We start from the raw sequence: 26553 nt of genomic DNA on the forward strand, positions 1-26553 counted from the left end.
ACTTCGTGCGAATGTCGCAGGCCCGGCCGGAAAGCAGAAGGGCCGCCCGACGCGGACGGCCCTTCGCTGTCGCGGGTCGGCGACGCCGAGATCAGCCCTTCAGGTCGCCGAACTTCTTGCCGTCGGCGGCCAGCTTCTCCAGCAGGGCCGAGGGCTTGAAGTCGTCGCCCATGGCGCCCTGGAATTCCTTCATCTTGGCGAGCACCTTCTGGGGCCCGCCGATCAGGTCGCCGTAGAACATCGGGCCGCCGCGATAGACCGGCCAGCCGTAGCCGTTGACCCAGACCACGTCGATGTCCGACGAGCGGATCGCCTTGCCCTCCTCGAGGATCTTCACGCCCTCGTTGATCATCGGGAAGACGCAGCGCTCGAGGATCTCCTCGTCCGAGATCTTCCGCGGGTTGCGGCCGCTCTTCACGATGAAGTCGTTGATGATCTTCTCGGTGACGGGCGACGGCTTGGCGGTGCGGTTCTCGTCGTAGTCGTAGTAGCCCGCGCCCGTCTTCTGGCCGCGGCGGTCCATCTCGCAGAGCACGTCGCGGATGGTCTCGCCCTTCGAGTTCTCCTTCACCCAGCCGATGTCGAGGCCGGCCAGGTCGCTCATGGCGAACGGGCCCATGGGGAAGCCGAAGTCGTAGAGCACGCGGTCCACGTCCCAGGGCATGGCGCCTTCCAGCACCAGCTTCTGGGCCTCGCGCTGGCGCTGGCTCAGCATGCGGTTGCCGATGAAGCCGGGGCAGACGCCGGCCAGGACGGCGATCTTGCCGATCTTCTTGGCCAGCTTCATCGAGGTGGCGATGACGTCCTTGGCGGTCTTCTCGCCGCGGATCACCTCCAGCAGCTTCATGACGTTGGCCGGCGAGAAGAAGTGCAGGCCGATCACGTCCTGCGGCCGGCTGGTGGCCGAGGCGATCTCGTCGACGTTCAGGTAGCTGGTGTTGGAGGCCAGGATCGCGCCCGGCTTGGCCACCTTGTCGAGGCGGGCGAAGACGTCCTTCTTGATGTCCATGCGCTCGAACACGGCCTCGATGATGAGGTCGCAGTCGGCCAGGGCGTTGAAGTCGAGCGTGCCGGTCAGCCGGCTCATCCGCGCCTCGGTCTCCTCGGGCTTGGCGCCGCGCGAGCGCTCGTAGTTGCCGCGGATCACCTTCATGCCGCGGTCCAGCGCCTCCTGCTGCACCTCGACGATGGTCACCGGGATGCCGACGTTGGCGAAGTTCATCGAGATGCCGCCGCCCATGGTGCCGGCGCCCAGGACGCCCACCTTCTTGATCTCGCGGACCGGGGTGTCGTCCGGCACGTCCGGGATCTTCGCGGCCTGGCGCTCGGCGAAGAAGTAGTAGCGCTGCGCCGCCGACTGGCTGCCGCTCATGAGGCCGCCGAACAGCCGGCGCTCCTCGGCGAGGCCCTCCTCGAACGAGTTCGAGTTCACCGCCGCCTCGATGCACTTGATGTTGGCCTCGGGGGCGTCGAAGCCGCGGAACTTCCGCGCGTTCTTCTTCCGGAACTCGGCGAAGATCTCGGGCTTGCCCTTGGCGGCCTCGAGCTTGGTGTTGTTCTCGCTAATCTTCACCAGCGGCTTGTTCTCGGCGACGCACTTGTTGGCGAAGGCGATGGCCGCTTCCTTGAGCTGGCCTTCCGGCGCCAGTTCGTCGACGAGGCCCAGCTTGGCCGCTTCCGGCGCCGGCACGTGGCGGCCGGACGTCATCATCTCGAGCGCGGTCTCGACGCCCACCACGCGCGGCAGGCGCTGGGTGCCGCCGGCGCCCGGCAGCAGGCCCAGGGCCACTTCAGGCAGGCCCAGGCGCGCCGAAGGCACGGCGACGCGGTAGTGCGCGCACAGCGCGACCTCGAGGCCGCCGCCCAGGGCCGTCCCGTGGATCGCGGCCACGACGGGAACGGGCGAGTTCTCCATCATGGTCTGCACGTCGAACAGCGAGGCGGACGGTTTCCCGGGCGCGCCGAACTCGGTGATGTCGGCGCCGGCGATGAAGGTCCGGCCCTCGCAGATCAGCACGATCGCCTTGGCGTCCGAGGCGCCCGCCGCCTTGAAGCCTTCGTACAGGCCGTCGCGGACGTTGGCCGACAACGCGTTCACGGGCGGGGAATTCAGTGTGATGACAGCGACGTCGCCCTCGCGGGTGAGCGTGGTCACCGAATTGATCTCGGTCATCTGGCGTCCTCGAAAATGATGGTCCGACCGCTCGCTCAAAATACCGGCAGCCGTGGAATTCAAACGCGTGTTATAGGCCTCGCCGGGCAAGGCCAAGTCAATGCCCGCAAGGGGATCGCGCCATACTGGCCGAGGCGCCGCAACGACAGGAAAGGGGAGGTTCATGACGTCCAATCTGTTCTCGCTGGACGGCAAGGTGGCGCTGGTCACCGGCGGCTCGCGCGGCATCGGCAAGATGATCGCCAAGGGCTTCCTCGAGGCCGGCTGCCGAAAGGTCTACATCACCGCGCGCAAGGCCGCCGCCTGCGACGCCACCGCCGCCGAGCTGGGCCCGAACTGCGTCTCCATCCCGGTGGACATCTCCACCGTCGAGGGCTGCCACCTGCTGGTGAAGCGCTACCTCGAGCACGAGGACCGGCTGGACATCCTGCTCAACAACGCCGGCGCCGCCTGGGGCGCGCCGTTCGAAGAGTACCCCGAGAGCGGCTGGGACAAGGTGGTCGACCTGAACCTGAAATCCCCGTTCTTCCTCACCCAGGCGCTGCACGAGACGCTGAAGAAGAGCGGCACGCACGAGCGCCCGTCGAAGGTGATCAACATCACCTCGATCGACGGCATCCGGCTGAACCCGCAGGAGACCTACGCCTACCACGCCTCGAAGGCCGGCCTGATCTACCTCACGCGCCGCATGGCCGCCCGGCTGATCGAGGACAACATCGTGATGAGCTCGATCGCGCCCGGCGCCTTCGCCTCCGACATGAACCGCGTGGCGCGCGACCAGGGCGACGAGGTGGCCCGGCGCATCCCGTCGCGCCGGATCGGGACCGACGAGGACATGCAGGGCGTGGCGATCTACCTGGCCAGCCGGGCCGGGGACTACGTGGTGGGCGAGACCATCGCCGTCGACGGCGGCGTGGCGCTGGCCCAGCTGGGCGTCTGACCGCATCCCTGACGGCGGATTCACCGTAGTTGCAGGCGGAGGGGGACCTTCCCGCGCGTACCGCGGGTGGTGGGCGATTGTGACGCTTTTTCCGCTTCGAGCCTGCTCTCGCCCTCTCCACCAATTCCGCGCCGGCGCATCGATCCGCCGCATTCTGCGCTATCTAGGGTGACGCTTCATCGCCGAGCCCTCCTCCTTGCCTGACGCCAAGCCCGCCAAGACCCGACCGCTGCGCCTCGTCCTGGCGGTGGCGGGCGTCGTGCTGGTGGTGGTGGCGGCGCTAGCGTGGCTGAACCGCAGGACCCTGGCGCGGGACGCCCTCACCGACTGGCTGCGGTCGAAGGGCGTGGCGGCCGACGCCGAGGTCGAGGCCATCGGCCCGACCACGTTCACCGCGCGCCTGGCGCTGGGCGATCCCCGCAGCCCCGACTTCGCCGCGGAGCGGGTCGAGGTGCGCTACCGGCCCCGCCTCACGGGCGTCGAGGTCGTTTCGGTCGCCATGCGCAAGCCGGTGCTGCGCGCGCGGCTCAAGGATGGACGGCTCAGCGTCGGCAGCCTGGACCGGCTGGTGCAGGAGGTCCTGCGCCGCCCGCCCCGCCCGAACGCCGCCCAGCCGAGGATTTCGATCGACGACGGCCTGGTGGTGCTGGCCACGGACTACGGCCAGCTGCGGCTCGCCGCCGACGCCCTGGTCGAGGACGGCCGGCTCCGCAGCCTCGCCGCCACGGCGGCTCCCGCGCGGCTGGCCGGCGGCGGCTTTGCGCTGGAGACCGGGGCCGGCGTGTTGCGGGCCTCCACGACGGCCAGCCGGACGGACGCCAGCCTCAGCCTGCCGATCGCGCGCGCGGCCTTCGCCGACCGGACGCTCACCGGCGGCCGCCTGACCGTGTCGATCCGTGGGCCCTATCCCGACCTCGTCAAGCGATCGGGCGAAGGCGCGGTGACCCTGCGGGCCAACCTCACGGCCGACCGTCTCGCCGGCGGGGGCCAGACGGTGCGGGCCCCCGTCCTGACCGCGGCCTTCGACGGCCGCAGCCGGGGCTGGATCGACACCCTGGCCCTGGAGGGCCGCGGCGTGGTCGAGCTCGCCGCCGCGGGGGCGGAGGCCGGGACGGCGCGCGCCGGGGCCGTACGGGCGCGGCTGGTCAGCGACGACCTGCGCTGGCTGCGGCGCGGCGGCGACCGGGTCACCGGTACAGGCCGCCTGGCCGCCCGCGCGGCCGACGTGCGCGCTGCGGAGCTGTCGCTTCCACGGCTCGCCCTCGACGGCGCGCTCTCGTTCGACGCGGCCTCGGCCGGCCTGCAGGCGTCGATGCGCGCGGGACTGGAGGGCCGCGGACGCTGGGACGGGCTGGGTCCGATCGCCGCCGGCGACACCGCCCAGGTGGCGGCGCTCAAGCGCGCCGCACGCGGCTTCACGCTCTCGACCTCGGGCCTGCGCGCCGAACTGGACGCCCGGTCTGGCGGGGGCGCGTCGGCCCCCCCGCTGCGTCTCGCGCTCGCCACCCCGCTGCGGATCCGGCCCGACGGCGGCGGCGAGGTCCAGGTCACGGCCCCGGACGGAGGCGTGATCCGCATCGCCAGCCGCGGCGGCGGACTGCCCCAGGCCGAGGCGACCGTCTCGAACCTCCGCAACGGCGGCGCCGACGTGGCGCTCCAGGCGCGCGAGATCGCCTTCGCCTCGCTGGTCGGCGGAACGCTGCAGGCGGCCGGCCGCGTCCAGACCGGCGCGGCGATCACCTTCACGGCCGCCCGGTGCGTGGCGTTCGGCGGCCGGCGGCTGGAACTCGGCGCCAACGACGTCGAATCCGTGTCGGGCCGCCTCTGCCCGGCGGGCGGGCCGATGCTGACGATGCGGGACGGTCGCTGGTCGCTGGCGGGCCGCGCGGAAGCGGTGAGCGCCGCCGTCCCCTTCCTGCAGGCCCGCGTGAGCCGCGGCGTCGCGCGGGTGCGCGTCGACGGGCGGGGCGGGGCGATGGGCGTGCGGGCGCAGGTCGTCTCGGCGGCCCTCGCCGACACCGCGCCCGAGACGCGGTTCAACCCCGTCACCTTCAGCGGCCCGGTGTCGCTGGCCGACTTCATCTGGACGGCCGACCTCGACGTCCGGCGCCCGGACGGCGGCGCGATCGCGATCGCGCGCGTCACCCACGACAGCCGCCTCGCCCTGGGCGTGGCGGTGGTCGAGACGCCGCTCCTGCAGTTCGCCGAGGGCGGGCTCCAGCCGGTCGACCTGTCCCCGCTCGCGGCCGCCGTCGGATCTCCCGCCACCGGTTCGGCCCGGTTCCAGGGTCGCTTCGACTGGGCGCCCGAGGGCGCGACGAGCACGGGGGCCCTGTCCGTGCCCCGCCTCGACTTCACCAGTCCGGCCGGGCCGGTGAAGGGCCTGATGGGCGAGCTGGCGTTCGAGAGCCTTGCCCCGCTCCGCGCCGCGCCGGGGCAGGAGCTCAGCATCGAGGCGATCGAGGCCATCGTGCCCGTCACCGCCCTGCGCGCGAAGTTCGCGCTGCGGGACGACCTCATCACCATCGCCGGCGGCGAGGCGCTGGTGGGCGGCGGCCGCGTGCGCGTCGAGACCCTGGAGATCCCGCTCACGCCCGGCGCGCCGACCCGCGGCGTGCTGTTCTTCGACGGCGTGCAGCTGCACGACCTCGTCGAGGCCTCGCCCTTCGGCGACAAGGTCGAGCTGGACGCCAAGGTCAGCGGCCGCGTGCCGTTCGAGCGCTCGGGCAACCGCGTGCGCATCACCGGCGGCGAGCTGCGCGCGGTCCAGCCGGGCCGCATCTCCATCGACCGGACCGCGCTCACCGGCGTGCAGGCCGACACCGCGGTGGCCGCGCCGGCCGCCGCGCCGGTGGTCGACCCCAACGCCACCTTCACCGACTTCGCCTACCAGGCCATGGAGAACCTGGCGTTCGAGACCCTCGAAGCCACGATCGCCAGCCGCGAGGACGGCCGCCTGGGCGTCCTCTTCCACATCGTGGGCCGCCACGATCCGCCCACGAAGCAGGCCATCCGGCTCACCCTGATGGACCTGATCCAGAGGCGGTTCCTGGGCCGCAAGCTGCCGCTGCCCTCCGGCACCAAGGTGAACCTGACGCTGGACACGACGCTCAACCTCGACGACCTGCTGGACGACTGGGCGGAGTATCAGAAGGCGCGCCAGCCGCAGGGCGGCGACCGATGACGGTTCAGCTTGGGTTCACCCACGACGCGTCAACAAGGAGACATGATGAGGACCGTTCCATGAGGCTCGTTCTGGCCGCGCTCGCCATCGCGAGCCTCGCCGCGTGCGCCCCGACCGTGAGGGTCGAGGTCGCGCCGATCACCATCTACGCCAAGCTGGACGCGAACGTCCGGCTGCAGCTGGACGAGGACGTCAAGGCCCTCATCCAGAAGAACCCCAACCTCTTCTGAGGGAGAGGATCAGAGACATGAGACACGACCTTTCCATCGCCGCCGCCATCCTGGCCGCCCTGGCCGTGGCGCCCGCCGCCGCCGTCGCGATCGACGCCAAGACGGCCGTCGACTCGGCCAAGGCCGCCGGCGTCGTCGGCGAGCAGGCCGACGGCTTCCTGGGCTTCGTGAAGCCCTCCAGCGATCCGGCGCTGCGCGCCGCGGTCGAGGAGATCAACCAGGGCCGCGCCGCTCTGTACCGCGAGGCGGCCGCGAAGAACGGCGTCCCGGTCGAGGCGGCAGGCGCGGCGGCCTACAAGGCCGTGGTGCAGGCCCGCCTGAAGCCCGGCGAGTACTACAAGCCCGAGGGCGGCGGCTGGGTGCGCAAGTAGCCTGTCACGACGCCGCGACGAGGAGCGCCACCTCGTTGCGGCGCATCGGCGGCGGGGTCCACGGCGGATCGTAGAACCAGTAGACCGCGGGGCCCTTCGCCTCCCAGCCCCGGGCTGCGATGGCGGCTCTCAGCTCGGCTTCCCGCTGCGCGAGACGCGCGCGGCCGGCCAGGCCGCTGAACCGGATCACCGCATAGCGTTCGGCCGGGATGCGGCGCAGGACCACGTCGGCGCTGTTCGGCCGCGGCAGGGTGTCCATGTCGTAGGCCGCCGGCATGAAGAACTGCACGCGCCAGCCGCCCTCCGCGGGCTCCTGGGCAACCGGCGCCGTCATGGCGATCTTCTCCGAGGCGCCGGACGCGGGCGCCTGGGCGACGGGGGCCGTCATGGCCACGGAGGCGCGGCTCTGATTGGCGCCGAAGATGTAGTCGGCGATCCGGCGGAAGCCGCGGTTGCGGGCGGTGGATTCGTCACCCTGCACCACGGTCTCGGCGGCGATCAGCGAGGGGTAGGCGCGCAGCTCGACCCGTCCGTCCCGCTCGAGCACCTCGTAGCGAGGCTGTTCGACCGAGGCGCGCGAGGCGCCCGGCGCGTAGACGAGCAGGGCCGCGGCGGCGGCGACCCCCAGTGCGATCTGCAGCATGCGTCGTCTCCGGTTCAGCGTGGCCCGGCCGCCACCGACCGCCAGTGGTCGAGGGCTTCGGGGATGTCGGGAAGGTTGGGCAGCGTCCGCACGCCGGGCGCGGGCCCGACGTGGGCCGCGCTGGCGCCTCCGGCCCAAAGCTCGGTCTCCGGGGGCAGCGCGGCGCGCAGGTCGGCGGCGGCGCGCCGCGCGGCCTCGGCGGGAACCATGGCCGAGAACGAGACCGCGACGACGTCGGCCCCGTGGGCGCGGGCGGCCGCGACCACCTCGGCGGGCGGCGTCTCCGCGCCCAGCGAGAGGCACCGGGCCCCGCCCAGGGCCAGCAGGCACTCGGCCATCAGCAGCCCCAGCGCATGGGGCTCGCCGGGGAGCGTGGTGAGCAGGACGCGCGGCCGGGCGGCCGCCGGCCGCGGCAGGCCGTCCAGCGCCCCGCGGAGGATCCGCACCAGCTGCTCGGTGAACAGGTGCTCCTCGTAGACCTGCAGCCGCCCGCCGATCCAGGCCTCGCCCACGGCGCGGGTCAGGGTCGCCACATTGTCCTGGACAAATCTCGCGAGGCCCTGGGCGTAGATCGCCGACTGCATCAGCTCGCGCAGCCCGTCCACGTCATGCCGCCGCAGACGGTCCAGCGCATCCTCCACCCAGGCTCCGGCCTCGCCGTCGTTGGCGGGCGAGGGCGTCAGCAGCCGGGCGACCAGGTCTTCCCGGCTCAGCGGCGCGAGGCGGGCGGGCCGATCCCCGTGGTCGATCAGGGTCTTCATCAGCCTGAGCTTTTCCACGTCTTCGGCGGTGTAGAGGCGGTCGCCCGCAGCGTCGCGCACCGGCGAAGGGAAGCCGTAGCGCCGCTCCCACACGCGCAGGGTCTCCTTCGCGACGCCGCTGCGGCGCTCGGCTTCCCCGATAGGGATCAGGCCCGCGGGCTCGGATTTTGGCGACACATTCATCTTGTCCTGGACAAATGCCTCAGTTCGGCGCCATTGTCCAGGACAACCCGGCCGCAGGACCCGCCATGAACGCCTTCACGCCCACCGAACTCCCCGACGTCCAGGCCAGCGCGGACCGGCGCGGCCAGCCCATCCAGCGGGTCGGCGTGCGCGGCGTCACCCACCCGGTCACCCTGCTCACCGGCCAGGGCCCCTGCCCCACCGTCGCCGAGGTCGAGATGTACGTCGCGCTGCCGGCCGACCAGAAGGGCACGCACATGTCGCGCTTCGTGGCCCTGCTCCAGGAGATGCGCCGGCCCCTCGACAGCGGCGACCTGCCCGGCCTGATGGCCGACATGCTGGACCTCCTGGAGGCCGACGGCGGCTTCCTCTCCTTCGCCGCGCCGATCTTCCTCACCAAGCAGGCGCCGGTCTCGGGGATTCCCAGCCTCATGGACTACCGCGTCACGCTCGGGGCCGAATGCGCCGGCGGCCGCACCACCGTCAGCCTCTCCGTGACGGCGCCTGTGACCAGCCTCTGCCCCTGCTCGAAGACGATCTCGCGCTACGGGGCCCACAACCAGCGGAGCCACATCACCATCACCGCGGCGCTGGCGCAGGGCGTGCGGATGATGCCCGACGACCTGATCCGGATCGCCGAGGACGCGGCGTCGTGCGAGCTGTGGGGCCTGCTGAAGCGGGCCGACGAGAAGTTCGTCACCGAACGCGCCTACGAGAACCCCAAGTTCGTGGAGGACCTGGTGCGCGACGTGGCGGCGCGACTGGCCGACGATCCGCGGATCGCGCGCTACGAGGTCTCGTCCGAGAACTTCGAGTCGATCCACAACCATTCCGCCTACGCCTGGCTGGAGGGCGCGGGCGCCGCAGCCTGATTCCGCCCGCGCCGCATTGACCGATCGCAAGGCCGGGCCGCTGCGGGCCGCGTCAGCTTCGCCGTGCGGCGCCGCAACGACGGCGCGGCGGGAGGACAGGCATGGCGGCCACATCGCGGTTGCCGGGCGTGCAGCGGATCGGGCCGACCGCGCCGCTGAAGTGGCTCGGCTGGGGCTGGCGCGCGCTCTGGGCGTCGTGGCGGGTGTCCCTGCCCTTCGGCCTGGTGACGGCAGGCGTCTGCGCCGGGATCGCCGCGGCGCTGATCGGCTCCAATCTGGCGTTCTGGGCCCTGGCGCTGACCTTCGGCTTCGTCTTCGTGGCCCCGGTGCTGGCCATGGGCAACTACGAGACCGGTCGACGGCTCGAGGCGCGCGAGCCGTTCACCCTGGCGAGCACCTTCCTGCCCCCCGGCACGCTGCGCCAGGACGTGGCCTACCTCGGGCTGGTGCTGTTCGTGATCTTCGGGATCTGGGTGCAGGCCGCGCAGATCGTCTACGGGCTGTCGACCTACCAGATCCACCGGACGGTGGACTCCTTCGTCCGCTTCGCCGCGACCAGCGCAGAGGGACACCGGATGCTGGTCACCGGCTCGATCGTCGGCGGCGCGATGGCGTTCTTCACCTTCTGCCTGTTCGTCGTCTCCGCGCCCATGCTCCTCGATCCGCGGCGCGGCTTCTTCGAGGCCACGGCCACCAGCGTCCGGGCCGTGCACGACAACTTCATTCCCATGCTGATCTGGGCGGCGATCATCGCGGTGCTGACGATCGGCAGCGCCGCCACCGGCTTCGCGGCGCTGATCATCGTCTTCCCGTGGCTGGGCCTGGCCAGCTGGCGCGCCTATCGCGAACTGGTCGTCGCGCCGTAGGCGCCTCCGCCATCTCCGCGGTCGGACGGGGCGGATCCACCGCCCCGCACGCCCGCCCGGCCTTCTGACGACAGCCCTACCCGCGCAGCTGCGCCTTCCGCTCGCGGCGGCGGGCCGTGAGGATGTGCTCGGTGTAGCCGTTCGGCTGCTCGCGGCCCTTGAACACCAGGTCCAGCGCCGCCTGGTAGGCCGAGCCGCCCTCGTTGCCGGTCATGGGCGTGTAGAGCGGGTCGCCGGCGTTCTGGGCGTCCACCACCTTGGCCATCCGCGCGAAGGTCTCGCGCACCTGCGCCTCGGTGCAGACGCCGTGGTGCAGCCAGTTGGCGATGTGCTGGCTGGAGATGCGCAGCGTGGCGCGGTCCTCCATCAGGCCCACGTCGTGGATGTCGGGCACCTTCGAGCAGCCCACGCCCTGGTCGATCCAGCGGACCACGTAGCCCAGGATGCCCTGGGCGTTGTTGTCCAGCTCCTGCTGAACGTCGGCCGGGCTCCAGTTGGAGTTCGCCAGCGGCGGCGTGAGCAGCGCATCGGTTCCGGTCTTCGTGGCCGCCTTCGCCATCTCGGCCTGCAGGCCCGGCACGTCCACCTCGTGGTAGTGCAGCGCGTGCAGCACCGCGGCCGTGGGCGAGGGCACCCAGGCGGTGTTCGCGCCCGCCTTAGGGTGGCCCACCTTGGCCTCCAGCATGCCCTTCATCATGTCGGGCGCGGCCCACATGCCCTTGCCGATCTGCGCCCGGCCGGGGAAGCCGGCGGCCAGCCCGATCTCGACGTTGCGCTTCTCGTAGGCGGCCAGCCAGGGCTCGGCCTTGATGGCGTCCTTGCGCATCACCGGGCCCGCTTCCATGGCGGTGTGGATCTCGTCGCCGGTGCGGTCGAGGAAGCCGGTGTTGATGAACACTACCCGGTCCTTCGCCGCCGCGATGCAGGCCTTGAGGTTGGCGCTGGTGCGCCGCTCCTCGTCCATGATCCCCATCTTCATGGTGTTGCGGGCCATGCCCAGGGCGTCCTCGACCCGGTCGAACAGCCGGACGGCCAGCGCCACTTCGTCGGGCCCGTGCATCTTGGGCTTCACGACGTACATCGAGCCCTGCGGGCTGTTGCGCCGCGCGCCCTTCAGGTCGTGCAGGGCCGCGGCGGCGGTCACCAGAGCGTCCACCGCGGTCTCGTAGGCCTCCCGGCCCTGGAAGCGGACCATGTCGGTCGTCATGTGGTGGCCGACGTTGCGGACCAGCATCAGCGAGCGGCCGGGCAGCGTGATCTTGCCCCCGCCGGGCGCCTGGTAGCGGCGGTCCTCCTCGAGCCGGCGGGTCTCGCTGCGCCCGCCCTTCTCGAAGGTGGCCGCCAGGTCGCCCTTCATGAGGCCGAGCCAGTTGCGGTAGACGCCCACCTTGTCCTCGGCGTCCACGGCGGCGACCGAGTCCTCGCAGTCCTGGATGGCGGTCAACGCCGCCTCCACCAGCACGTCGGCCACGCCGGCCGGGTCGTCCTTGCCGATGTTGTGGCTGCGGTCGATCTGGATCTCGAGGTGCAGGCCGTTGTGCTTCAGCAGCACCGCGCTCGGGTTGGCCGCGTCGCCGCGCCAGCCGGCGAGCTGCGACGGATCGGCCAGCGCCGGGACCAGGGCGTCGCCCACGACGGCGTAGCCGGCGACGTCGGCGTGGCTGCCCGACGCGAGCGGGGCGACGCGATCGAGCAGGGCGCGCGCATAGGCGATGACCTTGCCGCCGCGCACCGGGTCATAGCCCTTCCCGCCCGTGGGGGGCTCCAGGGCGTCGGTGCCGTAGAGCGCGTCGTAGAGGCTGCCCCAGCGGGCGTTGGCGGCGTTCAGGGCGTAGCGGCCGTTCGACACCGGCACCACGAGCTGCGGCCCGGCCAGCCGGGCGATCTCGGGGTCGACGTTCCCGGTGCCGATGGTGAAGTCGGCCGGCTCGTCGCGCAGGTAGCCGATCTCGCGCAGGAAGGCGGTCGCCTCGGCCACGTCGTAGGGCTTGGCCTTCCGGTCGCGCCACCAGGCGTCGATCCTCGCCTGCAGTTCGTCCCGCACCGCCAGCAGCGCGGCGTTCCTGGGCGTGAAGTCCGCCAGGATGTCCTCCAGGGCGGCCCAGAAGGCGGCGGGCTCGACGCCCGTCCCGGGCAGGAGTTCGCCTTCGACGAAGGCCGCGAGCTGGTCGTCGACCGAGAGATTTGCCGTGATGTCCATGCCGTACCGAAGCCCCCGATCCGCCCCGGGCGCAAGGGGGGCGGTCCGTCAGAAAAAAGAGCGGCCCGAGGCGACGCGCCTCGGGCCGTGCGAACACGCAGAAACCCGATAGCCGTCAGGCGAACTGGTTCATCGTGTTGTGGACGCCGCCGGCCTTCAGGGCCGCTTCGCCGGCGAAGTATTCCTTGTGGTCGTCGCCGATGTCCGACCCCGACATGTTCTGGTGCTTCACGCAAGGCAGGCCCACGCGGATCTCCTGGCGCTGGACGCCCAGGACGTAGCCCAGCATGCCTTCCTCGCCGAAGTAGGCCTTGGCCAGGTTGTCGGTGGACAGCGCGGCGGTGTGGTAGGTCGGCAGGGTGATCAGGTGGTGGAAGATCCCCGCCCGCTTCGCGCCGTCGGCCTGGAAGCTCTTGATCAGCCGGTCGGCTTCCACGCCCAGCGGGGTGGCGTCGTACTCGGCGCTCATCAGCTTGGCCTTGTCGTAGGCCGCCACGTCCTTGCCTTCCTTCTCCCAGGTCTCGAAGACCTGCTCGCGGAACTTCAGCGTCCAGTTGAAGGACGGGCTGTTGTTGTAGGCGAGCTTGGCGTTCGGAACGACCTCGCGGATGCGGTCGACCATGCCGGCGATCTGCTCGACGTGCGGCTTCTCGGTCTCGATCCACAGCAGGTCGGCGCCGTTCTGCAGCGAGGTGATGCAGTCGAGGACGCAGCGGTCCTCGCCCGTGCCGGCGCGGAACTGGAACAGGTTGGAGGGCAGGCGCTTCGGACGCAGCAGCTTGCCGTTGCGGGTGATGACCACGTCGCCGTTGCCGACCTGGCTCGCGTCGATCTCCTCGCAGTCGAGGAAGGCGTTGTACTGGTCGCCCAGGTCGCCCGGTTCCTTGGAGAAGGCGATCTGCTTGGTCAGGCCCGCGCCCAGGGAGTCGGTGCGCGCGACGATCACGCCGTTGTCGACGCCCAGCTCGAGGAAGGCGTAGCGGACGGCGCGGAGCTTCTGGATGAAGTCCTCGTGCGGGACGGTGACCTTGCCGTCCTGGTGGCCGCACTGCTTCTCGTCCGAGACCTGGTTCTCGATCTGGATGGCGCAGGCGCCGGCCTCGATCATCTTCTTGGCCAGGAGGTAGGTCGCCTCGGCGTTGCCGAAGCCGGCGTCGATGTCGGCGATGATCGGAACCACGTGGGTTTCGAAGTTGTCGATCTTGTCCTGGATCTTCTGCGCCTTGGCCTGGTCGCCGGCCTTGCGGGCGTCGTCGAGGTCGCGGAACAGGCCGCCCAGCTCACGCGCGTCGGCCTGCTTCAGGAAGGTGTAGATCTCCTCGATCAGCGCCGGGACGCTGGTCTTCTCGTGCATCGACTGGTCCGGCAGCGGGCCGAATTCCGAGCGAAGGGCGGCGATCATCCAGCCCGACAGGTAGATATAGCGGCGCTTGGTGGTGCCGAAGTGGCGCTTCACCGCGATCATCTTCTGCTGCGCCACGAAGCCGTGCCAGCAGCCCAGCGACTGGGTGTAGTTGGCGGGGTTGGCGTCATAGGCCGCCATGTCCTCGCGCATGATCCCGGCGGTGTACTTGGCGATCTCCAGGCCGGTCTTGAAGCGGTTCTGCAAGCGCATGCGGGCGACGGCTTCGGCGTCGATCCCGTCCCAGCTGCCGCCCTTGCCCTTGATGAGCTGGCTCATCTCGATGATGTGGTCCTGGTAGGCCATCGCGTGTGCATCCTTGGCTCGAAGGAGATTTCCCGCACGGCCTAGTGCAAGACGCGCGCCGCGCGCCATGGCCGGCGCGGTCTAGGTGTAAAACTTTACAGACCTGCTCTGTAATGTTGTAATAGCTTACATCTCAGGACCTTAGTTAATGCCCGCCGACCGCCGCCTCTACGTCGGGCCCAGCCTGCGGCGCCTGCGCCGCGATCGCGGCCTGACGCAGGCCGACATGGCCGCCGACCTCGACATCTCGCCCTCGTACGTCGCCCTGCTGGAGCGCAATCACCGGCCGCTCTCGGCCGAGCTGCTGCTGCGCCTGGCGCAGACCTACAAGCTGGACATGTCGGCGCTGGCGGGCGCGGGGTCGGGCGAGGAGTCGCTGCGGCTGCAGGCGGTGCTCAAGGACCCGATGTTCGCCGACATCGACCTGCCCGCGCTGGAGGTGGCCGATCTTACCGCCAACTTCCCCGGCGTCGCCGAGGCGCTCCTGCGGCTCTACACCACCTACCAGGAAGAGCAGCTCGCCCTGGCCGACCGGCACGGCGCCGAGCCGGGGGAGGACACCGCCGATCCCGTCGCCGAATCCCGCCGCTTCCTCGCCGCCCGGCGCAACAGCTTCCCCACCCTCGACGACGCCGCCGAGCGCCTGGCCCAGGCGGTGGGCGCCGCCGAGGGCCTGCCCGCCTACCTGCGCGCCAGGCACGGCCTGCGGGTGCGCCGGCTGCCGCCGACCGTCATGGTCGGGTCGATGCGCCGGCTCGACCACCACCGGCGCGAGGTCCTGCTGTCGGACGACCTGGACAACGCCAGCCAGACCTTCCAGCTCGCCCTGCAGCTCGCCTACCTGGAACTGGGCGGCGAGGTGGACGCCGTGCTCGCCGAGGGCGCTTTCGCCACCGAGAGCGGCGAGCGGCTCACCCGGCGCGCGCTGGCCAGCTACGCCGCCGCCGCCGTGCTGATGCCCTACACCGCCTTCGCCCGCGCCGCCGAACAGCGGCGCTACGACGTGGAGGCGCTGGGGCGCCAGTTCGGCGCCAGCTTCGAGCAGACGGCGCACCGGCTCACCACCCTGCAGAAGCCGGGCGACGCGCGGGTGCCGTTCTTCTTCATCCGGGTGGACGAGGCCGGCAACGTCTCCAAGCGCCTGGACGGCGCGGGCTTCCCCTTCGCGCGTCACGGGGGCGGTTGCCCGCTGTGGAACGTGCACCAGGCCTTCCGCACGCCCCGGCAGATCGTCACCCAGTGGCTGGAGCTGCCCGACGGCCAGCGGTTCTTCTCCATCGCGCGCACCGTCACCGCCGGCGGGGGCGGCTGGGGCAAGCCCAGGGTGGAGCGCGCCATCGCCCTTGGCTGCGCCGCCGAGCACGCCCACCGGCTGGTCTATGTCGACGCCGGCCAGCCGACCGAGGCGACCCCCATCGGCGTCACCTGCCGCCTCTGCCACCGGACCGAATGCACCGCCCGCTCCGCGCCGCCGATCGGCCGGCCGATCCTGCCGGACGACATCCGCCGCACCGGCGCGCCCTTCGGTTTCTCGGACAGCTGACGCCCGCTTTCCCCTAGGGCGCCCCCCTTGGCTCCCCCTCGGATTTCAGGGACAACGGACGGGCATAAGGGATACCAGCGTCACATGGCCCAGCGCAGCGCCGCGGCGAAGTCCACGGACCGGTTCGAACGCAAGCGCGAGGCCATCCTGGACGCGGCCACGCGGATCCTGAACCGCAAGGGCATCAAGGGGCTGACCCTGGGCGACACCGCCGCCGCGGTCGACCTCTCCACCACCAGCGTCACCTACTATTTCAAGCGCAAGGACGACCTGGCGGCCGCCTGCATCACGCGCGGGATCGAGCGGCTTCACGACATCGCCGACGCCGCCGTGCGCGCGCCCACGCCCGAGGCGCGGCTGCAGGACTTCCTGTCCGGCTACCTCGACGCCCTGAAGGCCACGGCCGCGGGAACGGCGCCGCCGCTGCCGATCATCTCGGAACTGCGCGCCCTGACCTCCCCGCGCCGCGAGGAGGTGGCCACCGCCTACGGCCGGCTGTTCCGCAAGGCGCGCCAGATCTTCGACCACCCCGATCTCGCCTGGATGTCCCGCGGCCGCCGCACCGCGCGCACGCGGGTGATCCTCGAGCAGGTGTTCTGGGGCGGCGCCTGGCTCGCCCGTTACGACATCGAGGACTATCCGAGGGTCCGCGACCGGATGGTCGACGTCTTCCTGCACGGCGTCGCCCGGGACGACGCGGCCTGGACGCCGGCGCCCATCGACATGGAACGGCTGGCCGACGGCGAGGGCGGACCCGGGCGCGAGGTGTTCCTGCTGGCGGCCACGCGGCTGATCAACCGTCGCGGCTATCGCGGGGCGTCGGTCGACAAGATCTCGGCCGAGCTCAACGTCACCAAGGGCAGCTTCTACCACCATAACGAGGCCAAGGACGATCTCGTGGTCACCTGCTTCGAGCGCAGCTTCGAGGTGATGACCCGCGCCCAGCGGCTGGCCATGGAGCTGCCCGGCGACCAGTGGGACAAGCTGTCGGCCTGCGCCGCCGCCCTGGCCGAGTTCCAGCTGTCGGAGCACGGCCCGCTCCTGCGCACCAACGCGCTCACGGCGCTCCCCGAACAGATCCGCGGCGTGATGGTCGAGCACGCCAACCGGGTCTCGGACCGCTTCGCCTCCATGATCTCGGACGGCATTGCCGAAGGCTCGCTGCGTCCCGTGGACCCCTTCATCGCCTCGCAGATGCTGAACGCGACCCTCAACGCCTGCGCCGAGCTGGGCTATCTCGTGCCTGACGTCCGTCCGAAGTCGGCGGCGGCGGTGTTCGCCAAGCCGCTCCTCATGGGCGTCTTCAAGCACTAGCCGGGAGCCTGCGGACGCCGTCGGGGGCTTCGGGCGCCGCAGGCGCTCGATTGAACCGCGGAGGACGCAGAGACGAACGCAGAGAGCGCAGAGGTCTCCGCGCCCTCCGCGCCTCCTCCGCGATCCCTGCGGTTAGGCCACTGCGGCTCTACCGCCCTTCGCTCCCGCCGCGCCGCGCCGCGATTTCAACAGCTTCCGACGTCCCGGCGAATGCCGGACCCAGATCCACGTGCGAGATGGATGACCGGGTCCTGGTTACGGACCCTAGCCCGCGCCGGATCCGGCGGCCCGTTCGGCGAGCTTGGCGAGGTTCGCCTCGTGCTTCTGCCGCGTGATGTTGTAGGCGAAGAGCAGCAGGATGGCCGACCCGTACAGGCCCACGATGATCGGGATGTAGGCCAGGCCCAGGCCGTACAGCGCCTCTTCCGGCACCTGACCGCGCTCGGCCTTCTCGGGGAAGCCCACGAAGGCCAGCACGCCGGTGGCGATGAACACGCCCATCCCCGAGATCATCTTCCGGAACAGCGCATTGGCCGAGAGCAGGAGGCCCTCCGAGCGGCGTCCGGTCTTCACTTCGGCGTCCTCGACCACGTCGGCCACGATGGCCGCCAGCAGGATCCCGGTGGCCGAGGCGAACGTGGCGTTGATGATCTCCTCGCCGTAGAGCAGCCACAGCAGCTCGGGCGTGCCGTTGGCGGGCGCCAGGCCCAGCAGGCGCAGCGACACGGGCGTGATGTGCACGCAGACCGCGATCGCGAAGACCAGGATGACGCCGTACTTCTTGCCGAACCAGCGACCCACGGCGGGTGCGAGCAGCACGCCCAGGAAGCCGCCCATCACGCTCATGGTGGCCAGCGTCGCGAGCTGCGACTGGCGCAGGCCCCAGAAGTAGAGGCCGAAGTAGATCTCCAGGCCGTTGCGGGCGCCGACCGCGATGGCGATCAGCATCATGGCGAAGGCGGCCGACAGGAAGGCGCGGTTGTTGAGCGTGTGGAACATCTCCAGCGCCATGCCCTTCACCGTGATCTTGCGGACCGGCGCGGTGGCGAGGTGCGGGATGCGGTGCGCGGTGCCCAGCGTGGAGATCAGCACCGTGGCGAAGATGATCAGGGCGCCGGTGAGCGAGTAGGCGAAGTAGCCGTCCCGGGCGAGCACGCCGCCGGTGCCGTCGGGCCGCTCCTTGAGGAAGACCTGGTAGGCGAGGACCGTCATGCCCAGGCCGCCCGCCACCATGAAGAAGTGGCGCAGGGCCATCAGGTTGGTCCGCTCGTCGTAGCCCCGCGCCAGTTCGGGCGCGAGCGCCTGGTGCGGCAGTTCGAAGAACGAGTCGAAGAAGCGCACCGAGATCACGCAGGCCGCGAGGTAGATCCCCAGCGCCGCGTCGCTCCACCCCTGCGGCGGGTTCCAGAGCAGGAAGAAGGCCAGCGCGTAGGGCAGCGCGGCCGCCAGCATGAACGGATGCCGCCGGCCCCAGCGCGAGCGGAAGTTGTCCGAGACCTGGCCCACGATCGGGTCGACGACCGCGTCGATGACGATGGCGATCATCAGGATCGTGCCCACCATCTGCGGCGGCAGCCCCACCACCTGGTTGTAGAACAGCACCAGGAAGGTGGAGAGGGCGCGCAGCTTCAGGTTGGTCGCCGTGCCGCCCACGGCGTAGAGCACCTTGGTCCCATAGCCCAGGCGTGGCGCCGGGCCGGCCGCTGCCGTCATCTAGTCCTCCCGATCGCGCCGGCCGCAGCGTTCTGGAGGCGCCCCGTGCCGACGCCGCGACCGTGACGGGAGGCTCCCGCCAGGTCAATCGTTTTCGATTTTTCGGTATGGACACAAAGCCGGGAGCGCCGTCGGGCGCCGCGGCTCAGCCGGTCTTCAGGATCACCTTGCCCACGTGGCCGCCCGCTTCCAGGTGCGCCTGGGCCGCGCCCGCCTCCTCGAGCGGGAAGACCTTGTCCACCTGCGTCTTCAGCTTGCCGGCGGCGATCCAGGGCCAGACAACGCGCTCCACCTCGGCGGCGAGCCGCGCCTTCTCGTCGGCGTCGCGGGGCCGCAGCGTCGAGCCCGTGATCACCGCGCGCTTCTGCATGATCCGAAACACGGGCACGGTGATCTCGCCGCCGCCCAGGCTGGCGATGAAGACGATCCGCCCGCCGGTCTTCAGGGCGTCGAGGTTCTTCGGGAAGTAGTCGCCGCCGACCATGTCCAGGACGACGTCGACGCCGCCCTCGGCCTTGGCGACCTCGGCGAAGTCCTGGCGGGTGACGTCCACGGCCACGTCGGCGCCCAGCGCCAGAGCCGCGGCGGCCTTGTCGGCGCCCCGGCCGGTCGCGATCACCTTGGCGCCCGCCGCCTTGGCCATCTGGATGGCCGTGACGCCGATCCCCGAGGTGGCGCCGTGCAGCAGCAGGGTCTCGCCGGCCTTCAGGGCGCCGTGCTCGAACACGTTGGCGTAGACGGTGAAGACGGTCTCGGGCAGGCCGGCCGCCTCCTCGAACGACAGCGGGCCCGGGATCGGCAGGGCGTGGCGCGCGTCGACCACCGCGTACTCGGCGTAGCCGCCGCCGCCCAGGAGCGCGCAGACCCGGTCGCCGGCCTTCCAGCGGCCCGCAGGCCTGCCCACCACCCCGGCCACCTCGAGCCCCATGGTCTCGGGCGCGCCGGGCGGGGGCGGGTACATCCCCATGCGCTGGATGAGGTCCGGGCGGTTGACGCCCGCGGCCTTCACCTGGATCAGGATCTCGCCCGCCTTCGGCTCCGGAAGGGGCAGGCGGACGGGCTTCAGCGCCGAGGCGGGGCCCTTGCCGCCCTCCACGGCGATGGCGGTCATGGTCTCGGCCTCGAGGGGGCTGGTCATGCGGCTTGGTCCCCGGAACTTGCGCAAATCGGCGCAGGAAGGTCAGATAGCCGCCTGATCGGGGGACGCAAAGGAGGGTTCGGCGTGGAAGAACCTGCGGAAGTCCGGATCGGCCGGGGCCAGCGCCTCTCCGAGGCCTGTCGCGAGGACCTCGAGCTCTACGGCGTGTCCGAGCTCGAGGAGCGGCTCGAGATCCTCCAGGCCGAGGCGGCCCGGGTGCAGGCGCAGATCGACCGCAAGCGGTCCGGCCGCGCCGCGGCCGACGCGCTGTTCTCGCCCCGCGCCTGACGCGCCCGCCCGCGTTCAGGGCGTGGAAACCAAACCTGCTGTAGAGACCCCCGGATGCAGGATACCCAGAGCCCCGACTGGCGCGACGACGTCATCCAGGACTTCGCCCGATCCGAGCTGTTCGAGCGCACGTTCCAGGAGGGCATGGAGCTGGTCGAGGAGACCGCGGCCTACCTCGACGGCGAGGGCCGGCAGGAATCCAAGCTCCTGTCGCGCAACGCCGCGCTCGCCTACGCCGCCGAGAGCATGCGGCTCACCACGCGGCTCATGCAGGTCGCGTCCTGGCTCCTGGTCCAGCGCGCCGTCCGCGAGGGCGACATGGCGCCGGCCGCGGCGTGCGAGGACCGCTACCGTCTCAACGCCGACGTCGCGGCCCGCGAGGACGACGCGGCCGCCCGCGACGAGCTGCCGCGGGGGCTGACCGCCCTGACCGACCGCGCCGAGCGCCTCTACGAAAGGGTGCGCCACCTGGACCGCCGGATGTACCTGGAGAGCGCCGGCGGAGAGCCGTCGAACCCGGTCCTCAGCCACCTCGACCGCCTGAAGAGCGCCTTCGGCGGCTAGACCCCCCGGTCTTCCGGGCCGCGGACACCCCCAGCGCATCCGCGCGACAGCAAAAACGCCGCGAAGGGCAGTCCCCTCGCGGCGTCCGTGTTCGTGGATCCCGGCCTTCGCCGGGATGAGCCCGGCGAGCGCCGGCTCACTTGCGCGTGAAGGCGCCGAACTTCGCGTTGAAGCGCGACACGCGGCCGCCGCGGTCGAGCAGCTGGTGGCCGCCGCCCGTCCACGCCGGATGCGTCTTCGGGTCGATGTCCAGGTTCAGCGTGTCGCCTTCCTTCCCGTAGGTGGAACGCGTCTTGTAGGTGGTGCCGTCCGTCATCACCACGGTGATGAAGTGATAGTCGGGATGGATGTCTTGTTTCATCGAACGGGCGCCTGACGTATTGGGACCGCGCCCACGCTTGATGACCGGGAATGACACGGCCGCCGCGAGGGCAGGGAAAAACGAAGCCGCGCGTATAGAGAAGCGCGGGGCGAAAAGCAAGGTGCGCCGCTTGGAGTGCTTGGGGGATGAGTGAGCCGGGGCCGCAGCCTTCCGTCGAAGGAAGGCCCAGCGCCGGCCAGGCGCTGGCCCAGAGTCTCGCCGAATCCGCCGCCAAGCGCGGCCGGAGCCGCAACGTCCGCGCGCTGCGGCGGCTCGCGCCGTTCCTGGCCGCGCACTGGGGCCGGGCGGGGGCGGCGCTGTTCTTCCTGCTGCTGTCGTCCAGCGCGACCCTGGCCATCTCGTGGGCCGTCCGGCAGGTGGTCGACCACCTCACCGCGAGCGGCCTGGACGCCCGCACCGTGGACCAGCGGTTCCTGCTGGTGGGCGCGGTGGCCGCCACGCTCGCCGTCGCCACCGCGATGCGCTTCTACTTCGTCACCAGCACGGGCGAGCGCGTCGTGGCCGACCTGCGCAAGGCCGTGTACCGCCACATCCTGACCCTGGACCCCTCGTTCTTCCTGGGCACGCGCACGGGCGAGGTGCTGTCGCGGCTCACCACGGACGTGGCGATCATCGAGAACCTGCTCGCCACCTCGGTCTCGGTGGCGCTGCGCAACTTCCTCATCCTGGTGGGAGCGCTCGTCTGGCTGGTGTTCGTCAGTCCGCACCTGACGGGGCTGGTGCTGCTCACCTTCCCGTTCGTGATCGCGCCGCTGTTCATCTTCGGCCGCCGCGTCCGCCGCCTGACCACCGACGCCCAGGACCGGTTCGCCGACGCCGTGGGCTCGGCCGGCGAGAGCCTGGACGCGCTCGAGACCGTGCAGGCCTTCGGGCGCGAGCGGGCGGCGGCCGACCGGTTCGGCGCCGCGGTCGAGAACGCCTTCAACGCCCAGATGCGGCGCATCACCACCCGGGCCATGATGACCGCCGCGGTGATCGTGCTGGTGTTCGGCGGGGTCGTGGGCGTCTTCTGGCTCGGCGTGCATGCGGGCCTGCGCGGCGAGATCAGCTGGGGCGCCCTCTTCCAGTTCGCGTTCCTGGCGGTGATGGCGGCCAGCTCGGTCGGCGCCCTGGGCGAGACCTGGGGCGAGGTGCAGAAGGCCGCCGGCGCCATGGACCGCATCGGCGAGCTGCTCGACGCCCGGCCCGGCGTGGCCCCGCCCGCGCGCCCCGTGGCCCTGCCGCAGCCGCCGCGCGGCGAGATCGCCTTCGAGGACATCACCTTCGCCTACCCCGCCCGCCCGGACCTGCCCGCGCTCAGCGGGTTCAGCCTGCGCGTGGCGCCCGGCGAACGGGTGGCGCTGGTGGGCCCGTCCGGCTCGGGCAAGAGCACCGTGCTGCGCCTGCTGCTGCGCTTCTACGACCCCCAGGCGGGGCGCGTGCTGCTGGATGGGGTCGATCTGCGCGACGCCGACCCGCGCGAGGTCCGCGCCCGGATGGCCCTGGTGGCGCAGGACAGCCCGCTCTTCTCGGGCTCGGCCGCCGAGAACGTCCGCTTCGGGCGCGAGGGGGCCGGCGACGCCGACGTCCAGGCCGCCATCCGCGCGGCCCAGGCCGAGGGCTTCCTCCAGGCCCTGCCGGAAGGGCTCGACACCCAGGTTGGCGACCGGGCCCGCGCGCTCTCAGGCGGTCAGCGCCAGCGCCTCGCCATCGCCCGCGCCCTGGTGCGCGAGGCGCCGGTCCTGCTGCTCGACGAGGCGACGAGCGCCCTCGACGCGGAGAACGAACACCTGGTCCAGCGCGCGCTGGACGAGGCCATGAAGGGCCACACCACCCTGGTGATCGCCCACCGCCTGGCCACCGTGCTCAAGGCCGACCGCATCGTCGTCATGGACGAGGGCCGCGTCGTCGAGGAAGGGACGCACAACGCCCTCGTGGCGAAGAACGGCCTCTATGCCCGGCTGGCGGCGCTTCAGTTCGAGGCGGCGTAGCCGCGCCGGCGGCGCAGCGCCGCGCCCGACGCCCCGAAGCCCAGGATCATCATCGCCCAGGTCGCCGGCTCCGGCACGGCGGGCCCGACCTCGACGACCGGCGGGACGCTGAACGACCCGTCCACGCTCCCGTAGAGCACGTTGCGATAGCCGAGCCCGACCCCGCCGGACCGGCGCGTCTCGAACGCCGCCGTGGCCAGGTCGAGGTTCGCGTAGTTCAGCGAGGTGGGCAGCGCGGCCCCGATTGTCCCGTCGTCGTCCCTGAGGATGAAGATCGCCGCCGTCGTGTAGGTGGACGAGCCCGCGGTCTGCACCCGGTTCAGGGACACCGTGATCTGCTGGGAGGGATTGAAGGTCATCCGCGCGGTGAAGGCGGAGAAGTCCGTGACGCCGCCCAGCCGCCCCGACACCAGCGTGAGCCCGTAGTTGGGGCCGGACGCCGCCGTGTCGTAGGTGAAGTGGAAGGCATAGTCCCGGTTGTCGGCCGCGTCGAAGAAGTCGATCTGGCCGGGCAGGTAGACGTTGGGCCCGAAGAACTGGAAGCCGGGCAGCGCGGCGGAATCCTCGAAGCGCAGGTCGACGATGGCCGCCTGGGCGGCGCTGGAGAGGCCCGCGGCCAGCGCCGCGGCGATGAGTGTCAGTCTCGGAGACGGCATGGTCCCTCGGGTCCGTTGCAGGGTCAGGGACCAACGAAGCACGGCGCGCGGCGGGCCGGGCCCCCCGATTGGGGGTGTCGTAGAACGGCGTTCCGACAGACAGCGGCGGGCGGTCAGGCCTGTGCGGCCTCGCCGCGAGCCAGGGCGGCGAGCAGCGGGAAGTCCGAGAACACCCCGTCGACGCCCGCGGCGTAGAGGGCCTTGAACAGCGCCTCGGCGTCGCCGTGGCCGGCCGGGTCGCGGCCCTGGCGCAGGGCGGGCGGCAGGAAGGCGTTCTCGGCCCGCACCGTCCAGGGGTGGACCTGCAGGCCCGCCGCATGCGCGTCCGCCACCAGCGCCGTCGGCGCCCCGAGGCGGCCATCGACGATCGGGACGACCAGCGGCCATTCCGGTCCCAGGCCCTCGGCGAAGGCGGCGATGGCCCTGACGCCGGCGGCGGACTTCACGTCGACCGGCGCGGCGCCCTGCGCCACCAGCATGACCCGACGGGCGCGCCCGCCGGACGCCCGGAAGGCCTTCAGCGGCTCGACCTCGAAGCACTGCACGAAGACCGGCGCCGCCGGGCTGTTCAGCCCGTTCCTGCGGAGCGCGGCCACGAGCCGCGCCTCCAGCGGCAGGCCGAGGCTCGCGAAATAGGCCGGGTGCTTCATCTCGGGATAGGTCCCGATGACGCGGCCCACGCGGCGGCCCTCGGCCTTCGCGAGGTCCACCACCTCCTGGAAGGTCGGGATCGTGTACAGCCCGTCGAACTTCGCGCTGCCCGGCCGCAGCTGCGGCAGGCGCTCGCGGCAGCGCAGGGTCTTCAGCTCGGCGAGGGTGAAGTCCTCGGTGAACCAGCCGGTGACCGCCTCCCCGTCGATGGTCTTGGTGGTCTTCCGGCCCGCGAATTCCGGCCGGCCCGCCACGTCCGTGGTTCCCGAAATCTCGTTCTCGTGCCGCACCACCAGGTGGCCGTCCCGGGTGCAGACGAGGTCGGGTTCGATGAAGTCGGCGCCCTCGTCGACGGCCAGGGTGTAGGCCATCAGCGTGTGCTCGGGCCGCTCGCCGCTGGCGCCGCGGTGGGCTATGACGAGCGGGCGCTTCCCTTTCGCCTGGGCGAAGGCGGGCGTCGTGGCGGCGGCGAGGCCGGTGGCGGCGAGCGTGCGGCGGGTGATCATGCGGCGGAGCTTAGCCCCGTTTCACGACCCGCGGGCGACAGGAGTTTCGCGCCGCCAACGCGACGGGCGAAGGCCGCAGTTCAGTCCTCCCCTGCAAGGGGAGAGGGACCATGCGCAGCATGGTGGAGGGGTCGCGACCGCCGCAGGCGCCCCCCCCTCCACCGCCTTCGGCGGTTCCCCTCCCCCTACGGGGGAGGGGCATCAGCCTGAACTCAAGGCGCCGGGGGTCGGCTATCGCGCCGCGCGGTCCGTCGGACCTACTTCGCGGCCGTGAGGCGGTTCAGCAGCAGCGGGTGGATGTCGAGGTTGCCTGCGACGATGGAGCCCTGCGTCAGGACCGCGTCACCGCCCTCGGCGTCGGTGACCTTGCCGCCCGCCTCGGCGACCAGCAGCATGCCGGCCGCGAGGTCCCACGGCTTCAGGTCGCGCTCCCAGTAGCCGTCGAAGCGGCCCGCCGCGACCCAGGCCAGGTCCAGCGCCGCCGAGCCGAAGCGGCGGACGCCCGCGACCCGCTGGCTGATCTGGTGCAGTTCCTTCAGGAACCTCGCGTGCTGGCCGTGGGCCAGGAACGGGATGCCGGTGGCCAGCACCGCTTCGTCCAGGCGCGAACGGGCCGCCACGCGCAGCCGGTGCTCGTTGACGAAACAGCCCTTGCCCTTCTCGGCCCAGAACATCTCGTGGGTGATCGGGTTGTAGGTCACCGCGGCCACGATGCCCGCGCCGTCGCGCTCGAGGGCGATGTTGATGGCGAAGTGCGGGATCGCGTGCAGGAAGTTCGTCGTCCCGTCGAGCGGATCGACGATCCAGCGGTGGGTCTTGTCGGTGCCCTCGACGAGGCCGCGTTCCTCGCCCCAGAAGCCGTAGCCCGGCCGCGCCTTGGTGAGCGCCTCGAAGAGCACCTGTTCGGCCTTGAGGTCGGCGGCCGAGACGAAGTCCGCCGGCGCCTTCTTGGCCACCTGCAGCTCGCCCAGCTCGCCGAAGTCGCGGTTCAGGCCGCGCGCGGCCTTGCGCGCAGCGTCGCTCATCACCTTCAGGAGGGCGGACTGGGTGCTCACGGTGTGAAAGATCTCGGCGGCGGATAGAGGGCGCGATACCTAGTCGCCGGGGCCGTGGAAGGCAAGGAGCGGACGATGACCACCCGGACGGCGCGGTGTTTCTGCGGCGACTACGCCGTCACGCTGGAGGGCGATCCGCTGCTGGTCTCCAGCTGCTGCTGCACGCGCTGCCAGCGCCGGACCGGCAGCTTCTTCGGCGTGACGGCCTACTTCCGGCCGAGCCAGATGGTGGCGCGGAGCGGCGAAGAGAGGACGTTCCGGCTCGACGACGCGACGACCCGCTTCCGCCAGTGCGCCCGCTGCGGGACCTCGGTCTGGTACGCGCCCGACGACGACGGCTGGGGCGAGGACATCCTGGGCGTCGCCGGCGGCTGCTTCGCCGACCCGACCCTGCCGGGGCCGCACCGCATGACCCACGCCGCCACCGGCCACCCGTTCGTCACCTCGCCCAAAGGCGTGCCGGTCTACGAGGACGGCCCGCCGGAATAGCCACCCCGTCTCATGCGCGAGGCTCCGCAACGGTCCTCCCCCGCAGGGGGGGACCGCCGAAGGCGGTGGAGGGGGGCCAAGCTCGGCGCTCACCACCCCTCCACCATGCTGGCGCATGGTTCCCCTCCCCTTGCAGGGGAGGACCGGGCGGGC

23 protein-coding genes are annotated in these 26553 nt (G+C 71.6%); 12 read left to right on the plus strand and 11 right to left on the minus strand.

The features are described from left to right. Nucleotides 1–91: 91 nt before the first annotated feature. The gene (locus JNK30_RS06080; protein ID WP_293481137.1) at nt 92–2173 is read right to left on the minus strand and encodes a 3-hydroxyacyl-CoA dehydrogenase NAD-binding domain-containing protein; all 2082 of its coding nucleotides are present in this window, start codon (nt 2171–2173) and stop codon (nt 92–94) included. A 163-nt stretch (nt 2174–2336) separates the two neighbouring features. Between JNK30_RS06080 and JNK30_RS06085 the strand changes: the two genes are divergently transcribed. The 4 genes from JNK30_RS06085 to JNK30_RS06100 all read left to right on the plus strand — a co-directional run bounded on the left by JNK30_RS06085 (nt 2337) and on the right by JNK30_RS06100 (nt 6898). Further along, nucleotides 2337–3113, plus strand: coding sequence for an SDR family oxidoreductase (locus tag JNK30_RS06085; protein ID WP_293481139.1), 777 nt, complete (start codon nt 2337–2339; stop codon nt 3111–3113). 196 nt (nt 3114–3309) lie between these two features. After that, nucleotides 3310–6297, plus strand: a complete 2988-nt coding sequence (locus JNK30_RS06090) for a YdbH domain-containing protein (RefSeq protein ID WP_293481140.1) — start codon at nt 3310–3312, stop codon at nt 6295–6297. Between the two features lie 59 nt (nt 6298–6356). Next, the gene (locus tag JNK30_RS06095; protein ID WP_293481141.1) at nt 6357–6527 is read left to right on the plus strand and encodes a YnbE family lipoprotein; all 171 of its coding nucleotides are present in this window, start codon (nt 6357–6359) and stop codon (nt 6525–6527) included. 17 nt (nt 6528–6544) lie between these two features. Then, on the plus strand, nt 6545–6898 hold the full coding sequence (locus JNK30_RS06100; RefSeq protein WP_293481142.1) for a YdbL family protein: 354 nt from the start codon (nt 6545–6547) through the stop codon (nt 6896–6898). A 4-nt stretch (nt 6899–6902) separates the two neighbouring features. Here JNK30_RS06100 and JNK30_RS06105 read toward each other — a convergent pair whose 3' ends face one another. Both JNK30_RS06105 and JNK30_RS06110 read right to left on the minus strand, forming a co-directional pair. Further along, on the minus strand, nt 6903–7541 hold the full coding sequence (locus JNK30_RS06105) for a heme-binding protein (RefSeq protein WP_293481144.1): 639 nt from the start codon (nt 7539–7541) through the stop codon (nt 6903–6905). Nucleotides 7542–7555: 14 nt separating this feature from the next. Next, nucleotides 7556–8485, minus strand: coding sequence for a MerR family transcriptional regulator (locus JNK30_RS06110; protein WP_293481146.1), 930 nt, complete (start codon nt 8483–8485; stop codon nt 7556–7558). A gap of 14 nt (nt 8486–8499) precedes the next feature. On the opposite strand from JNK30_RS06110, the gene folE2 reads away from it, so the two are divergent. Together folE2 and JNK30_RS06120 are read left to right on the plus strand one after the other, a co-directional pair. Next, nucleotides 8500–9357, plus strand: coding sequence for a GTP cyclohydrolase FolE2 (gene folE2, locus JNK30_RS06115; RefSeq protein WP_293481148.1), 858 nt, complete (start codon nt 8500–8502; stop codon nt 9355–9357). Nucleotides 9358–9458: 101 nt separating this feature from the next. Further along, nucleotides 9459–10223 (plus strand): DUF2189 domain-containing protein, encoded by a 765-nt coding sequence (locus JNK30_RS06120; protein WP_293481149.1) that lies wholly within the window; start codon nt 9459–9461, stop codon nt 10221–10223. 76 nt (nt 10224–10299) lie between these two features. Here JNK30_RS06120 and JNK30_RS06125 read toward each other — a convergent pair whose 3' ends face one another. Further along, nucleotides 10300–12423 (minus strand): malate synthase G, encoded by a 2124-nt coding sequence (locus JNK30_RS06125; RefSeq protein WP_293481151.1) that lies wholly within the window; start codon nt 12421–12423, stop codon nt 10300–10302. 115 nt (nt 12424–12538) lie between these two features. Continuing rightward, entirely contained in the window at nt 12539–14131 is a 1593-nt protein-coding gene (locus tag JNK30_RS06130; protein WP_293481153.1) for an isocitrate lyase, read from the minus strand. A gap of 148 nt (nt 14132–14279) precedes the next feature. Here JNK30_RS06130 and JNK30_RS06135 point away from each other — a divergent pair, with 148 nt between their 5' ends. Together JNK30_RS06135 and JNK30_RS06140 are read left to right on the plus strand one after the other, a co-directional pair. Continuing rightward, complete coding sequence (locus JNK30_RS06135; RefSeq protein WP_293481155.1) at nt 14280–15674, plus strand: short-chain fatty acyl-CoA regulator family protein; 1395 nt, start codon at nt 14280–14282, stop codon at nt 15672–15674. Between the two features lie 84 nt (nt 15675–15758). After that, a complete protein-coding gene (locus tag JNK30_RS06140; RefSeq protein ID WP_293481157.1) occupies nt 15759–16988 on the plus strand; it encodes a TetR/AcrR family transcriptional regulator in 1230 nt (409 codons plus the stop codon). A gap of 264 nt (nt 16989–17252) precedes the next feature. On the opposite strand, the gene JNK30_RS06145 is transcribed toward JNK30_RS06140, so the two are convergent. Together JNK30_RS06145 and JNK30_RS06150 are read right to left on the minus strand one after the other, a co-directional pair. Then, entirely contained in the window at nt 17253–18701 is a 1449-nt protein-coding gene (locus JNK30_RS06145; protein ID WP_293481159.1) for an MFS transporter, read from the minus strand. A 145-nt stretch (nt 18702–18846) separates the two neighbouring features. After that, nucleotides 18847–19839, minus strand: a complete 993-nt coding sequence (locus JNK30_RS06150; protein WP_293481161.1) for an NAD(P)H-quinone oxidoreductase — start codon at nt 19837–19839, stop codon at nt 18847–18849. Between the two features lie 84 nt (nt 19840–19923). Between JNK30_RS06150 and JNK30_RS06155 the strand changes: the two genes are divergently transcribed. Continuing rightward, nucleotides 19924–20127, plus strand: coding sequence for a DUF1192 domain-containing protein (locus tag JNK30_RS06155; protein ID WP_293481163.1), 204 nt, complete (start codon nt 19924–19926; stop codon nt 20125–20127). Between the two features lie 54 nt (nt 20128–20181). Next, on the plus strand, nt 20182–20691 hold the full coding sequence (locus JNK30_RS06160; RefSeq protein ID WP_293481165.1) for a DUF1465 family protein: 510 nt from the start codon (nt 20182–20184) through the stop codon (nt 20689–20691). A 136-nt stretch (nt 20692–20827) separates the two neighbouring features. Here the strand turns inward: JNK30_RS06160 and rpmE are convergent, their stop codons facing one another. Then, nucleotides 20828–21052: a 50S ribosomal protein L31 gene (gene rpmE / locus JNK30_RS06165; RefSeq protein WP_293457540.1), complete on the minus strand. Its 225-nt coding sequence runs from the start codon at nt 21050–21052 to the stop codon at nt 20828–20830. 146 nt (nt 21053–21198) lie between these two features. On the opposite strand from rpmE, the gene JNK30_RS06170 reads away from it, so the two are divergent. Further along, nucleotides 21199–23043 carry an ABC transporter transmembrane domain-containing protein gene (locus JNK30_RS06170; RefSeq protein ID WP_293481167.1) on the plus strand — a complete coding sequence of 615 codons (1845 nt, stop codon included), beginning with the start codon at nt 21199–21201 and terminating at the stop codon, nt 23041–23043. Here the strand turns inward: JNK30_RS06170 and JNK30_RS06175 are convergent. The 3 genes from JNK30_RS06175 to JNK30_RS06185 all read right to left on the minus strand — a co-directional run bounded on the left by JNK30_RS06175 (nt 23025) and on the right by JNK30_RS06185 (nt 25911). Beyond that, the gene (locus tag JNK30_RS06175) at nt 23025–23699 is read right to left on the minus strand and encodes a PEPxxWA-CTERM sorting domain-containing protein (RefSeq protein ID WP_293481169.1); all 675 of its coding nucleotides are present in this window, start codon (nt 23697–23699) and stop codon (nt 23025–23027) included. The two genes, JNK30_RS06170 and JNK30_RS06175, sit on opposite strands and share 19 nt — an antisense overlap. Nucleotides 23700–23812: 113 nt before the next feature. Then, complete coding sequence (locus JNK30_RS06180; protein WP_293481171.1) at nt 23813–24856, minus strand: glycerophosphodiester phosphodiesterase; 1044 nt, start codon at nt 24854–24856, stop codon at nt 23813–23815. Nucleotides 24857–25113: 257 nt separating this feature from the next. Then, a complete protein-coding gene (locus tag JNK30_RS06185; RefSeq protein WP_293481173.1) occupies nt 25114–25911 on the minus strand; it encodes an inositol monophosphatase family protein in 798 nt (265 codons plus the stop codon). Between the two features lie 75 nt (nt 25912–25986). Between JNK30_RS06185 and JNK30_RS06190 the strand changes: the two genes are divergently transcribed. Further along, nucleotides 25987–26400, plus strand: coding sequence for a GFA family protein (locus tag JNK30_RS06190; RefSeq protein WP_293481174.1), 414 nt, complete (start codon nt 25987–25989; stop codon nt 26398–26400). Nucleotides 26401–26553 lie beyond the last annotated feature (153 nt).

It is taken from the genome of Phenylobacterium sp., from assembly GCF_016793225.1.
Classification (GTDB): Bacteria; Pseudomonadota; Alphaproteobacteria; order Caulobacterales; family Caulobacteraceae; genus Phenylobacterium.

Excerpts from the sequence above, each read along its gene's own strand:
- rpmE (WP_293457540.1), bottom strand. The coding sequence starts at position 21,052 with ATGAAACAAGACATCCATCCCGACTATCACTTCATCACCGTGGTGATG.
- JNK30_RS06105 (WP_293481144.1), bottom strand. The coding sequence starts at position 7,541 with ATGCTGCAGATCGCACTGGGGGTCGCCGCCGCCGCGGCCCTGCTCGTC.
- JNK30_RS06120 (WP_293481149.1), top strand. The coding sequence starts at position 9,459 with ATGGCGGCCACATCGCGGTTGCCGGGCGTGCAGCGGATCGGGCCGACC.
- JNK30_RS06145 (WP_293481159.1), bottom strand. The coding sequence starts at position 18,701 with ATGACGGCAGCGGCCGGCCCGGCGCCACGCCTGGGCTATGGGACCAAG.
- JNK30_RS06135 (WP_293481155.1), top strand. The coding sequence starts at position 14,280 with ATGCCCGCCGACCGCCGCCTCTACGTCGGGCCCAGCCTGCGGCGCCTG.
- JNK30_RS06150 (WP_293481161.1), bottom strand. The coding sequence starts at position 19,839 with ATGACCAGCCCCCTCGAGGCCGAGACCATGACCGCCATCGCCGTGGAG.
- JNK30_RS06140 (WP_293481157.1), top strand. The coding sequence starts at position 15,759 with ATGGCCCAGCGCAGCGCCGCGGCGAAGTCCACGGACCGGTTCGAACGC.
- JNK30_RS06110 (WP_293481146.1), bottom strand. The coding sequence starts at position 8,485 with ATGAATGTGTCGCCAAAATCCGAGCCCGCGGGCCTGATCCCTATCGGG.
- folE2 (WP_293481148.1), top strand. The coding sequence starts at position 8,500 with ATGCCTCAGTTCGGCGCCATTGTCCAGGACAACCCGGCCGCAGGACCC.
- JNK30_RS06100 (WP_293481142.1), top strand. The coding sequence starts at position 6,545 with ATGAGACACGACCTTTCCATCGCCGCCGCCATCCTGGCCGCCCTGGCC.
- JNK30_RS06160 (WP_293481165.1), top strand. The coding sequence starts at position 20,182 with ATGCAGGATACCCAGAGCCCCGACTGGCGCGACGACGTCATCCAGGAC.
- JNK30_RS06085 (WP_293481139.1), top strand. The coding sequence starts at position 2,337 with ATGACGTCCAATCTGTTCTCGCTGGACGGCAAGGTGGCGCTGGTCACC.
- JNK30_RS06095 (WP_293481141.1), top strand. The coding sequence starts at position 6,357 with ATGAGGCTCGTTCTGGCCGCGCTCGCCATCGCGAGCCTCGCCGCGTGC.
- JNK30_RS06175 (WP_293481169.1), bottom strand. The coding sequence starts at position 23,699 with ATGCCGTCTCCGAGACTGACACTCATCGCCGCGGCGCTGGCCGCGGGC.
- JNK30_RS06190 (WP_293481174.1), top strand. The coding sequence starts at position 25,987 with ATGACCACCCGGACGGCGCGGTGTTTCTGCGGCGACTACGCCGTCACG.
- JNK30_RS06130 (WP_293481153.1), bottom strand. The coding sequence starts at position 14,131 with ATGGCCTACCAGGACCACATCATCGAGATGAGCCAGCTCATCAAGGGC.
- JNK30_RS06170 (WP_293481167.1), top strand. The coding sequence starts at position 21,199 with ATGAGTGAGCCGGGGCCGCAGCCTTCCGTCGAAGGAAGGCCCAGCGCC.
- JNK30_RS06125 (WP_293481151.1), bottom strand. The coding sequence starts at position 12,423 with ATGGACATCACGGCAAATCTCTCGGTCGACGACCAGCTCGCGGCCTTC.
- JNK30_RS06180 (WP_293481171.1), bottom strand. The coding sequence starts at position 24,856 with ATGATCACCCGCCGCACGCTCGCCGCCACCGGCCTCGCCGCCGCCACG.
- JNK30_RS06080 (WP_293481137.1), bottom strand. The coding sequence starts at position 2,173 with ATGACCGAGATCAATTCGGTGACCACGCTCACCCGCGAGGGCGACGTC.